This is a genomic window from Candidatus Pelagibacter sp. HIMB1715 (genome assembly GCF_052047595.1).
In the GTDB taxonomy this organism is placed as follows: Bacteria; Pseudomonadota; Alphaproteobacteria; order Pelagibacterales; family Pelagibacteraceae; genus Pelagibacter.
The window spans coordinates 1-12,090 of the sequence record NZ_JBNAJY010000010.1; the positions used below are offsets into that span (position 1 = coordinate 1).

At 29.9% G+C, this 12,090-nt stretch carries 12 protein-coding genes and 1 pseudogene; 5 read left to right on the forward strand and 8 right to left on the reverse strand.

Annotated elements, in window-relative coordinates:
• Positions 1–222, reverse strand: a pseudogene (locus ACTTAY_RS03350) (riboflavin biosynthesis protein RibF); the annotation flags it as partial.
• A complete protein-coding gene (locus ACTTAY_RS03355) occupies positions 216–1,034 on the reverse strand; it encodes a TIGR01459 family HAD-type hydrolase (RefSeq protein ID WP_440672363.1) in 819 nt (272 codons plus the stop codon). The gene ACTTAY_RS03355 and the pseudogene ACTTAY_RS03350, both read right to left, overlap by 7 nt.
• 130 nt (positions 1,035–1,164) lie before the next feature.
• On the opposite strand from ACTTAY_RS03355, the gene groES reads away from it, so the two are divergent.
• From groES to typA, 3 genes are all read left to right on the forward strand, one after another.
• Entirely contained in the window at positions 1,165–1,455 is a 291-nt protein-coding gene (gene groES, locus ACTTAY_RS03360) for a co-chaperone GroES (RefSeq protein WP_440672364.1), read from the forward strand.
• A 23-nt stretch (positions 1,456–1,478) separates the two neighbouring features.
• Complete coding sequence (gene groL, locus ACTTAY_RS03365; protein ID WP_262589822.1) at positions 1,479–3,143, forward strand: chaperonin GroEL; 1,665 nt, start codon at positions 1,479–1,481, stop codon at positions 3,141–3,143.
• A gap of 272 nt (positions 3,144–3,415) precedes the next feature.
• On the forward strand, positions 3,416–5,242 hold the full coding sequence (typA, locus tag ACTTAY_RS03370; protein ID WP_440672365.1) for a translational GTPase TypA: 1,827 nt from the start codon (positions 3,416–3,418) through the stop codon (positions 5,240–5,242).
• Here the strand turns inward: typA and yczE are convergent.
• Positions 5,239–5,886: a membrane protein YczE gene (yczE, locus tag ACTTAY_RS03375; RefSeq protein ID WP_440672366.1), complete on the reverse strand. Its 648-nt coding sequence runs from the start codon at positions 5,884–5,886 to the stop codon at positions 5,239–5,241. The two genes, typA and yczE, sit on opposite strands and share 4 nt — an antisense overlap.
• A 44-nt stretch (positions 5,887–5,930) precedes the next feature.
• Here yczE and ACTTAY_RS03380 point away from each other — a divergent pair, with 44 nt between their 5' ends.
• Complete coding sequence (locus ACTTAY_RS03380) at positions 5,931–6,611, forward strand: DUF6134 family protein (protein WP_440672367.1); 681 nt, start codon at positions 5,931–5,933, stop codon at positions 6,609–6,611.
• A gap of 2 nt (positions 6,612–6,613) precedes the next feature.
• Here the strand turns inward: ACTTAY_RS03380 and ACTTAY_RS03385 are convergent, their stop codons facing one another.
• The 3 genes from ACTTAY_RS03385 to tldD are packed head-to-tail and all read right to left on the reverse strand — an operon-like array spanning position 6,614 to position 10,314.
• On the reverse strand, positions 6,614–7,585 hold the full coding sequence (locus tag ACTTAY_RS03385; RefSeq protein ID WP_440672368.1) for an NAD(P)-binding protein: 972 nt from the start codon (positions 7,583–7,585) through the stop codon (positions 6,614–6,616).
• Complete coding sequence (locus ACTTAY_RS03390) at positions 7,582–8,898, reverse strand: TldD/PmbA family protein (RefSeq protein ID WP_440672369.1); 1,317 nt, start codon at positions 8,896–8,898, stop codon at positions 7,582–7,584. Before ACTTAY_RS03390 ends, ACTTAY_RS03385 begins: the two co-directional genes overlap by 4 nt.
• A 3-nt stretch (positions 8,899–8,901) precedes the next feature.
• Positions 8,902–10,314 carry a metalloprotease TldD gene (tldD, locus tag ACTTAY_RS03395; RefSeq protein ID WP_440672370.1) on the reverse strand — a complete coding sequence of 471 codons (1,413 nt, stop codon included), beginning with the start codon at positions 10,312–10,314 and terminating at the stop codon, positions 8,902–8,904.
• Positions 10,315–10,400: 86 nt separating this feature from the next.
• On the opposite strand from tldD, the gene ACTTAY_RS03400 reads away from it, so the two are divergent.
• A complete protein-coding gene (locus ACTTAY_RS03400; protein WP_075506451.1) occupies positions 10,401–10,748 on the forward strand; it encodes a DCC1-like thiol-disulfide oxidoreductase family protein in 348 nt (115 codons plus the stop codon).
• Here ACTTAY_RS03400 and ACTTAY_RS03405 read toward each other — a convergent pair.
• Both ACTTAY_RS03405 and ACTTAY_RS03410 read right to left on the reverse strand, forming a co-directional pair.
• Positions 10,745–11,038 (reverse strand): hypothetical protein, encoded by a 294-nt coding sequence (locus tag ACTTAY_RS03405; protein WP_440672371.1) that lies wholly within the window; start codon positions 11,036–11,038, stop codon positions 10,745–10,747. The genes ACTTAY_RS03400 and ACTTAY_RS03405 overlap by 4 nt on opposite strands.
• A 30-nt stretch (positions 11,039–11,068) precedes the next feature.
• Positions 11,069–12,090: hypothetical protein (locus ACTTAY_RS03410; protein WP_440672372.1), on the reverse strand; the 1,022-nt coding region annotated here is incomplete at its 5' end.

The window sequence follows — 12,090 nt, forward strand, 5'->3', positions numbered from 1 at the left end:
CACAGAAGTTATTTTAAAATTTTTAAGAGATTTATTGAAATACATCTTGGGCATCGGATTAAAATTAATTACACCAATTTTTAATTTATATTTTTTTTTATATGACTGTGCCAATTTAAATAATTTCTGATGTCCTAAATGAACACCATCAAAGTTACCAATTAAAATAATAGATTTTTTATGTAGATTTTTTATATTAAAATTTTTATAAATTTTTACCATTTCAATTCAGATTGAATAAAGTTCACAATACTCTCATATTCTTTTGAAACTTCTGCTATTCCACTATTTCTTATTTCTTCTCTGTGTATTCCATTACAGATTAACAAGGAATCGTAATTTAATAAGTTGGCACCTCTAATGTCAGTATTTAAATTATCACCAATTGCCAAAACTTTCTTACCGACATTATTAATAGATTGATTGTATACTTCAGGGTGAGGCTTTCCAAAATAAATTACCTCTCCTCCCATTTTTTCAAAAACCATAGCAACTGACCCAGCGCACAATTCTCTAACATTTCCACGATCAACAATTAAATCAGGATTGGTACAGATCATTTTTTTATCAGTATGATTTTCAAATAAGTTTTTATAATAATTTAAATCATTTTCATTTTCTTCAAATAGTCCTGTACAGAGTAAATATTCACTTTCTTTCAGTTCAGTGGATTTGTTCTTTTTAAACTCATTAAATAAATCAAAATCTCGAGGTGGTCCTATGTGATAAAAATTTTTTGACTTAAATGATTTCTTTAAAAAGTTTAGTGCAGCCTCTCCTGAAGTAAAAACATGTTCTGTCAAATCTTCCTTCATTCCCATTTTTTCCAAGAATTTATTTACTGTATCATTGGGTCTAGGAGCATTAGTTAAAAGTACAAAATCTTTACTCTTTTTCTTTAATTCGTATAAAGCTTCAATCGCCTCTTTATGTAATGAAATTCCATTGTGAATGACGCCCCACAAATCTATATAAAAAAGCTCATAATTATCTACAATAGATCTTAGGCCCTCTAAGTCTAAATTTTTAGTCATTGTTTTACCTATAAACCATAATATTTAGATTTTCCTAGCTTAATTAGCATTAATAAATTCTCCTATCTTGAAATAGTGTCCGAAATATCTATATGAAGGTCATATTTATACAAAAATTTTAAGGAGATTTATGAAATTTAAACCGTTACATGACAGAGTTTTAATCGAAGTATTAGACAGTAGCGAAAAAACTGCTGGTGGAATAATTATACCTGATACAGCACAAGAAAAACCTCAAGAAGGAAAAGTTGTTGCTGTTGGTGGTGGAGCTAAAACTGAAGATGGAAAAACAATTGCAATGGATGTTAAAGTTGGAGATAAAGTTTTATTTGGCAAATGGTCAGGAACTGAAGTCAAAATAGATGGCAAAGAATATAGCATAATGAAAGAGTCTGACATTATGGGTATTTCAAGTAAGTAATTTAATTTAAAGGAGAAAACAAAATGGCAAAAGTTGTTAAATTTGATGCTGAAGCAAGAGCAGCTATGATTAGAGGAGTAAATATCTTAGCTGATACTGTTAAAGTAACTTTGGGTCCTAAAGGAAGAAACGTAGTAATGGATAAATCTTATGGTGCACCTAGAATTACTAAAGATGGTGTTTCTGTTGCTAAAGAAATTGATCTTGAAGATAAGTTTGAAAACATGGGCGCGCAGATGGTTAAAGAAGTTGCTAGCAAAACAAATGATGAAGCTGGTGATGGTACAACAACTGCAACTATTCTCGCACAAGCAATTGTTAGAGAAGGTGTAAAATACGTAACTGCTGGCATGAATCCTATGGATGTTAAGAGAGGAATTGATGCAGCGGTTGAAGTTGTAAAAGAAAACTTAGTAGCATCAGCTAAAAAAGTAAAAGACAGTGATGAAATTGCACAAGTTGGAACTATTTCTGCAAATGGTGATAAAGAAATTGGAACTATGATTGCAAAAGCAATGCAAAAAGTTGGAAACGAAGGTGTTATCACAGTTGAAGAAAATAAAGGAATTGAAACTGAACTAGACGTTGTTGAAGGTATGCAATTCGACAGAGGTTATTTATCACCATACTTTATTACTAATAGTGATAAAATGACTACTGAGTTAGATAATCCTTTCATTCTTTTACATGAAAAAAAATTAACAAACCTACAACCAATGGTTCCTCTATTAGAAGCTGTTGTTCAAGCAGGTAGACCATTAATGATTATTTCTGAAGATGTTGAAGGAGAAGCTTTAGCAACTTTAGTTGTAAACAAATTAAGAGGTGGTCTAAAAGTAGTTGCAGTAAAAGCACCTGGTTTTGGTGATAGAAGAAAAGCAATGCTTGAAGATATTGCTATCTTAACTGGAGGTCAGGTTATTTCTGAAGATTTAGGAATTAAGCTTGAGAATGTTAAGCTTGATGACCTAGGCTCATGTAAGAAAGTTAAAGTAGATAAAGATAATAGCACCATTGTTAATGGAAGTGGTAAAAAATCTGATATCGAAGGAAGATGTGCTTCAATTAAACAACAAATTGATGAAACGACTTCTGATTATGATAAAGAGAAACTTCAAGAAAGACTTGCTAAATTAGCAGGTGGTGTTGCAGTAATCAAAGTTGGTGGTGCAACTGAAGTTGAAGTTAAAGAAAGAAAAGATAGAGTTGAAGATGCTTTGAACGCAACAAGAGCCGCAGTTGAAGAAGGTATTGTAACTGGCGGTGGTTGTGCATTACTTTACGCTGCTCAAGACCTTAATAAGGTTAAAGCAAAAGGTGATGATCAAAAAGCTGGAGTAGAGCTTGTTAGAAAAGCACTTGAAGCTCCAATCAGACAAATTACTAAAAATGCTGGTGTAGATGGTTCAGTAGTTGTTGGTAAATTGTTAGAGCAAAATAAAAAAACACATGGGTATGATGCACAAAGCGAAGAATATTGCGATATGTTCGCTAAAGGAATTATAGATCCTGTTAAAGTTGTAAGAACTGCTCTACAAGATGCTGCTTCAATATCTGGATTATTAGTAACTACAGAAGCGATGATTGCTGACAAACCTGAGGAAAAAGATGCTGCTGGTGGTGGAATGCCTGGTGGTATGCCTGGTGGTATGGGAGGCATGGGTGGAATGGGTGGAATGGGAATGTAATCCCACTACTCTAAAACTAAAATTTAAAAGGCCATCACATGATGGCCTTTTTTTTATGCAAATTTAAATTATGTCTAAAAGATACAGTGGAAAGTCATTTAAGGATTCGAGTGTAAAAAAGAAACCCAAATTAAGTTTTAAAGAAAAAAGGAAACTTAAAAAAGATAAACAAAAAAAGCCTAATTAATCACAAGTTATTTAAATTAATCAAGCCAGTCATGAGTTTTTTTAAGTTTTAATATCAAATTAAATATGTATAAGAGCCACAATTTATGAGCAACAATATAAGAAACATCACAATCATAGCCCATGTTGACCATGGCAAAACTACTTTGATTGATAATTTAATGAAACAAAGTGGATCATTTAGAGAAAATGAAGTTGTTGATGAAAGATTAATGGACTCTGGGGAACTTGAAAAAGAAAGAGGAATTACAATTCTTGCAAAACCTGCATCTATTAACTGGAATGATTCAAGAATAAATATCATTGATACACCTGGCCACAGAGATTTTGCAGCAGAAGTTGAAAGAGTTTTAAGCATGGCTGATGGAGCTCTTTTATTAATTGACTCTGCAGAAGGAGTTATGCCTCAAACAAAATTTGTTTTATCGAAAGCATTAAAACAAGGTTTAAAACCAATTGTAGTTATTAATAAATTAGATAAAGCAGATCAAAGAGCTAATGAAGTCTTAGATGAAACTTTTGATTTATTTGTAAGTTTAGATGCTAATGAAGAACAATTAGATTTTCCTGTTTTATATGCGAGTGGAAGATCTGGATGGGCAGATCATGAGGTAGATGGTCCAAGAAAAAATTTAAATCCTTTATTAGACTTAATAGTGGACCACGTTAAACCAGCTGAATTAGATAAGACTAAACCTTTTGCAATGTTATCAACATTGCTTTATTCAGACAGTTTTTTAGGTAGAAGTCTGGTAGGTAGAATTACACAAGGGACAGCAAAAGCAAACCAACCAATCAAAGCTATTAATTTAAATGGTGAAAAAGTTGATGAAGGAAAATTAACAAAGATTTTTAGATATGAAGGAACTAAAAAAGTTCCTATTGATGTTGGAGAAGCAGGAGATATCGTCGTTATAGCAGGATTAGAAAAAGCAAATGTTGCTGATACAATTTGTAATTTGGAAGTTAATGACCCTATACCAGCGACTCCGATTGATCCTCCAACAATGTCGATTACAATAACTGTTAATACTTCTCCATTAGCAGGTACAGAAGGTAAAAAACTTACAAGTACTCAAATTAGAGAAAGATTAGTTCAAGAAGCACAAAACAATGTAGGAATTACTTTTTCAGAAAATGATGGAAAAGATTCATTCGTTGTAAGTGGACGAGGTGAATTAATGTTGGAAATACTTCTTACTCAAATGAGAAGAGAAGGTTTTGAAATGACAGTGAGTCCACCAAAAGTTTTGTATAAGACTGATGATCAAGGAAACAAACTTGAACCAATTGAAGAAATTACTATGGATTTAGATGAAGAACACTCTTCAAAAGTAATCGACTCGATGAATAGAAGAAAAGGTAAATTAATTGAATTAAAAGATACAGGCACTAATAAGAAACGATTGATATTTCACGCACCTACGAGAGGCTTGATGGGATATACAAGTAGATTTCTAACTCTTACTAAGGGGGAAGGTGTAATTAATAGAATATTCCACGACTACGGACCTTTCGAAGGTGAAATGGAAGGCAGAAGAAATGGTGCATTGATTGCTATGGAACAAGGAAAAGCAGTAGCATTTGCAATCTTTAACCTTCAAGCAAGAGGAGAAATGTTTGTTACGCATAATGATCCTGTTTATCCAGGTATGATTGTTGGATTGTCACCAAAACCAGGTGACATGATTATAAATGTCATGAAAGGAAAAAAATTAACAAATATGAGAACACAAGGAACAGACGAAAACGTCGTTCTTACTCCTGTTAGAAAAATGTCAATAGCTGAACAACTAAGTATGCTCAACAGTGATGAAGCATTAGAGATTACACCTGAGTCTTGTAGATTGAGAAAAGCAATTCTTGATCCTCATGAAAGAAAAAAAAGTGAGAAAACTAGCGCAGCAGCTTAGTTAAATATTTTTCCAACTAAAAATAATCCTAAAGCTACACAAGGTCCAATTCCAAAAGCAAATATAAGTGTGCCTATTCCAACGGTCCCACCTAAATACCAACCAACAATTACAACTGTAATTTCCAAAAAAGCTCTTACCAATGCTATAGGTAAATTTGTTGTTTTTGTTAATCCTGTCATTAAACCGTCTCTTGGACCTGGCCCAAGATTGGCAACTAAATAAATACCACTACCAAGACCTACTAAAATTACTGAAAGAACTGCTAACAAGTACTTTATGAAAAGAGATGAAGGTGGTTGGAAATAATTTAGAGTAAAATCAATCATAGCAGCAATCACAATTATATTAAATATTGTTCCAAGACCTGGTTTTTGTTTTAAAAAAATCCATAAAAAAAGTACTCCTACACTTACTAAAAATGTTGCTGCGCCAATGGATAAATTAGAGTTGAGTGAAATTCCTTCAGCTAATACTGACCAGGGTGAGTTTCCAGTTGTTGATAAAATTAACAAACCTTCTCCCAAACCAAAAATTGTTAAACCAAAAATTAAAAAAAATGACGTTGAAAATTTTGGCTTGAAGTTCAAACTTTCTTTTGAGCTCCAGTTTACTTTTGGAATATTTTTTATAGATAGGAACATTAAATATTGATACTTTTAGATTAATTTTAATTTATATTATTATCATGAAAAAATTTTACACTATTATTATATTTTTTTTATTTGCTTTTAACTCAAACGCACATGTTGGTCATTATAATAACTTCAAAAAAATTGAACTTGAAATCTTAAGAAATAATGAAGTTATAGGATATAATAATTATTCTTTTTCTAGGAAAGACAATGAAACAACTGTAAATAATAAATATAAATTTACAGTAAAACTACTTGGAGCAACTATTTTTGAAGTAGAAGGTTTTGGAGAAGAAAAATATTTAGGAGATAATTTAATTTCCTTTAAATCTAAAACACGTCAGAATAAAAAAGAAAAATTTGTAAATTTAATATTAAATAATCAAACTAATAAATTTGATATTCAAGGATCTTCTTTTTCTGGTGAAGCTTCTTTGAAAAATACAATTGGAAATTGGTGGAGTCATAAATTGTTACAGGCAGAGAGCCAAATTAGCCCTATTTCTGGAAGTATAAAAGAACAACTGGTTACATTTATCGGTAAAGAAAAAATCACGATCAATGGGAAGGAATTTGATACTGATCATTTTAAACTCACTTCTAAAGATACGACACTTCCAGAAGATAAAAGATTAAATTTTGATATATGGCTTGATAAAAAAACTTCAGTGATAGTTAAAGTTACCTATGAAAGAATGGGAAGTTGGGAATATAGGATTAAAAATATTGAATAATTTTATCTGCTTATTTTTTTGAAAAGATCATTGGCACTTATCCACCCTGCTTCTAATCTGGGTCCAACAAACCAATCAGCACAAACTCCTAAATTAATTTTTGAATTCCAATAACTTTTAATTTTTAAAGGTTTTGAATTTGATGAATACATCCATCCATGATTTAAAGAAAAAAGGATGTTGCTTTTTTTAATACCAGTAAGATTAAAAAATTTATTAATTAATATTTTTGAATTCAAATCTTTATTTTCTTTATTTTTCAAAATTTTTTTATTTGCCCACATCGACGTACTTTGAAGTGTCCAAAATTCATAAATACTTTTAAATCTTAACTTACTATTTTCTCTAGCAGCCCAACCTAAAATTTGATCATCAAACAAAAAACTACTTATATTTTTTTTTGTTTTTTTCATTTTTATCATAACAGTAATATTTGCATCCATTTTTAATTTTTTTTTAATAAATGAATGATTAATAAATTTTTTTGCCAATTTAAGTAATTGAGGATGTGGGCAAGTTAAAATTAGATTATCATAAAATTTATTATCACCATCAGAAAAGGTAAGTTTCCATTTGTCTTTATTGTAATCAATTTTTTTTAATTCTTTTTGAAAATTACAATTAATTTTTTTTAATAAATACTTGCTAATATCGTTATTACCTTGTCTGCCAATTATTTTTTGATGGTTTTTATTTTCTTTTATCTTTTTATTTTGAAAAATATGCTGGCCCTTCCAATTTTTTAATATTTTTTTTGCTATTAGTTTTGTTGTAAATTTTTTAAACTCACTAGTCTTAGGGGAAATATATTGAACACCATGATCAAAGCCTATTTTTTTATCTAACCTTTTAAATGATGATCTCCCACCAGGACCTCTTGCCTTGTCATAAACATCTACAGAGTGTTTTTTATTTAATAGATTTGAAATTGTAGCACCAGATATTCCAGATCCAATTACACAGTAAGTGCTCATTTACCTGCAACTGTCATTCCTTCTATCATCATAGTTGGTGAGTTAATGGAATATTCAAAATCTAAATCACTAGCTAAAGTTATATTTTTAAACATATCTTTGAAATTTCCCGCAATTGTTATTTCATTTACTGGAAATTTAAATTCGCCATTTTCAATTAGGAAACCTGTTGCACCTACTGAATAATCTCCCGTAACCAAATTACTTCCATGGCCTATTGTTTCAGTAACATAAATGTGTTTTGAATTACTTTTTAATAAATCTTCGAAACTAATATTTCCATTATCGAAATATAAATTTGTTGTACCACCAGATCTTCCATTCGATTTTAAGTTAAGTTTTTTTCCGTTGTAAGTATCTACTAAATAATTTTTTAAAATACCATTTTGTACAAGATTTAAAGTGTCTGATTTTACTCCTTCTGAATCAAAAATTTGAGATCCAACACCTTTGTTTATATCGGGTTTATCAATAACATTTATTGTTTCTGTAAATATTTGTTCATTGATTTTATCCTTAAGAAAAGATGTTCCTCTAGAAATCGCAGATGACGATATGGCTCCGGCAAAAGCTCCTAACATTCCTTTTGCTATTCTTTTGTCAAATATAATGCTTATTTTTTCACTTCCAATTTTATTTGGGCTTAATTTTCTTATAGTTTGTTCAGACGCTTTTTGACCAAGTTCTTTTGCACCCTTAATGTCTGATAGATGGCGTTTGCTTGTGAATTCATAGTCTCTTTCCATGCTATTTTCATCTTTAGCAACAGTAACACAAGATGCACTGAATGAAGATGATTTGTATCCATCACAAAATCCATCACTATTTGCTAAAATAAAGTTAGATTTATTTTCAGTAAAACTAGATTCTGTATTTATGATTTTTTCTTCTGAAGATGCAACACTCTCAAGCTCTTTCAAATATTCAATTTTTTTTTCATTATCAAAGTGTGTTTCATCATATAAATTTAAATTTTTAATTTCTTTAGCTAAAAGATCTTTATCTGGTAAAGAATTAAATTCATCTTCAGGGGTATTTTTAGTTGTTTCAAAACATTTTTCTATTAATGTTTTAATGTTGTCGTCTAATAAGTTTGATGAAGAAATTGAAGATCTTTTTTTTCCCAAATAAGTCTCTATACTTATTGCTAATCCATCTGATCTATTAGACTCGTCTAAAGTATTATTTCTAAAATTTACAGTTTCAGAAATTGAATGACCTACTGTTACACTTGATCCAGTTGCACCTAATTTTTTAGCTAAATCTAAGCAATATGATGCTTTTGATCTTAAATATTCTTGATCCTTAACCATAATTTAAAGTTTTGTTCCACCAACTGTCATTTTATCGATTAAGATTGAAGGTTGGGCAACTCCAACTGGAACACCTTGTCCAGCTTTACCACAAGTTCCTATACCAGGATCTAACATCATATCGTTTCCAACCATAGAAACTTCTTTTAAAATTGAAGGACCATCTCCTATTAATGTTGCTCCCTTTATCGGTGAACCAATCTTTCCGTTATTAATTTCATATGCCTCAGTGCAATTAAATACAAATTTTCCAGATGTAATGTCAACTTGTCCTCCTCCAAAACTTACTGCAAAAATTCCTTTGTCTACTGATTTGATCATTTCTTCTTGAGTTTGATTTCCACTCAACATCATTGTATTTCTCATTCTTGGCAAAACAACATGTCTATAATTTTCTCTTCTTCCTGAGCCAGTCGATTTGGTATTCATCAATCTAGCATTTAATCTATCTTGCATAAAATTCTTTAATATCCCATTTTCAATCAATACTGTTTTTTCTGTTGGTGTACCTTCGTCATCAATTGTTAAGCTACCTCTTCTATTATCAATTGTTCCATCATCAACAATCGTAACTCCCTCACTGGCAACCTTTTGGCCCATAAGATTATGAAATGCAGAAGTTTTTTTTCTATTAAAGTCTCCTTCTAAACCATGGCCAATAGCTTCATGTATTAAAATCGCTGGCCATCCTGGCCCTAAAACAACTTTCATTTCTCCTGCCGGAGCAGGCTTACTTTCTAAATTTACTGATGCAATTCTAAAAGCTTCCTCACATACAGTTTTCCAATTGTCATTTTTTAGATATTCATCATAAGATTGTCTTCCACCTATTCCATAAACGCCAGTTTCTTTTCTTCCATTTTTTTCTAACATCACAGATACATTAAATCTAATTAGTGGTCGGACATCAGTTAATACCTCGCCACCTGATCTTATAATCTCAATAGATTTTTGTTCACCTGCAAAACTCGTAGTAACTTGTTTTACAGATTGATCTTTTTTTCTTAGATACTCATTTACTTTATTTAATACTTCTAATTTCGAATTTAATGTTTTTTGCTCTATGGGATTAATATCCTGATAAAATTTTTTATTAGATCTTGAAATATCTTGATTATAAGTACCTTTCATAGACTTCAGTGTAGATTTTAAATTTTCAGAAGATTTTTTTAATGAATCTTTTGATATTTCGTTAGAGTGAGAATATGCAACAACCTCTCCCGTAATTGCCCTAAATCCAAAACCTAAATCTGAACTATAGCTTGAGCTTTTAATTTTATTATCATCTAATAAAATAGATTCGGATTTAGTGTCCTCCAAATATAGCTCACCATCATCACAATTTTGTAATGTATCAGATACTATTGAATCAGCATCTTTTCTTGTTAAATCAGATTTTTCAAAAAAATTACTCACTCGGTTTAGATAGTGCTTTATTATTAATTTTCAACTAATCATTTGGCGCATTTACATGCTTAATTTTAAAGTTAATATAATTTTCTATGAAAGTTTATTTTAATAACTCTTGCAAAATTTGCAGATCAGAAATCAATATGTATAAAAAAGAAAATATTGAAGATATTGATTGGATAGATATTACGAATAACAAAGAAGCAGAAAAAGAAACTTCCAAAAATGACAAAGAACTTTTAAGAAGATTGCACATTAAAGAAAACGATCAAGTAATTGAAGGTGCAGAAGCTTTCCTTTATGTTTGGAAGAGAATACCAAAATATAAATTTTTATATAGTTTTTTCAAACTTCCTATCATCTTTACAATTTTTAAATATGGATATGAAATAGTTGCGTATTTTTTGTATTTGAAAAATAAAAAACAATTAAAAAATTAATTAAGAAAAAATATCAAAATTTGACTCAATAAAGACATTGAGAGGATAAACATAATTAAAACTACTGAATACATAAGAGTAATAATTTTATTTCTTTTTCTTCTTAATCTTACAAAATTTTTGTCATCCAAATCTGATATATCTCTTTCTCCGTCAACTTCATAATCATAACTCCATCTCCAAGTTGATTGTCCTAACCTTTCGTCTTGACTATTAAAATATCTGATCCAAGCAAGAATATAACTTAACAGGGCATATAAAATTGCCATCGCAATTATTCCATAAAACATAACTAATAATACTTAAATTAAACGTAATAATTAATTGTTATTTTTGGCTCTTTTTCTTGCAATTAATTGAGTTAAAGAATCCACCATCGTGTCTGAAGCTTTAAATATTTCATTATTTTTAAATTCATGAGAGATGTTTTTCTCAGGATTAGTTTTGTCTTCAATAACTATACCTTCATCAGGAGAATTATTTTTAATATAAATTAATAATAACCATTCTTCGTCTGGAGCTTCATCCCACTTAACAAATATCTCACCTGTTTCAAATCTTCTATCGATACATCGAAAAATAGACATGTGTCTTGTGACGTGTCTTTTATTTAATTGGAAAACTAAACTACTGGCACTCCTATAAAAGCTTTCAAGAGCAAATTCAATTTTTTGTCTTGCTAATGTGTATTCTTTTTCTTTCCTTAATAATGTTTCTCTATCCTCGTTACCTTGAATTTTAACACCTAATGCCTCTACTCTCTCTCTAATTTTTTGATCTCTTATTATTCGATATTTTTCTTTTAATTTCTCAATTCTCTGTTGAAGTCCTGCGTAATCTTCTCTCTTTTCTTTTAATGATATTTTTTCTAGTTTTTCTAATTCTTTAACTTCTCTTACTCTAAATTTTTCAATCTGCTTCTCTAATTTTAATTGTTGTAAAAATTTCTTTTGCTTTTCAGCTTGTTCAATTCTTAATAAAGCCTGTTCTTTTCGTAGGAATAATTTAATTTCTTTTGTTCTTTGTTTTTCTAATCTAATCTCTTCCTTTAATACTTGTTCATTAAGCTTTAATTTTAATTCTTGTTCCTTCTGCTTCTCTTGCTGTAAGGCTAGTTTTTCCTGTCTTTCTTGCTCTTGTTTTTCAAGTTTTATTCTTCTCTGCTCATCTTTTTTAAGAGTTTTATAATTGCTGATTGTTTCAGATATTTTATCAAAAAATGCCTGAATATACTTTTCTATATTGAAATTTATTCTGAATTTAAATTCAGGTTTTAGTGAATTTTGAAAATTAATTATATTTAAAAGAAAACTTTTTTCTTTAGGTTTATTTAGAATTTTTT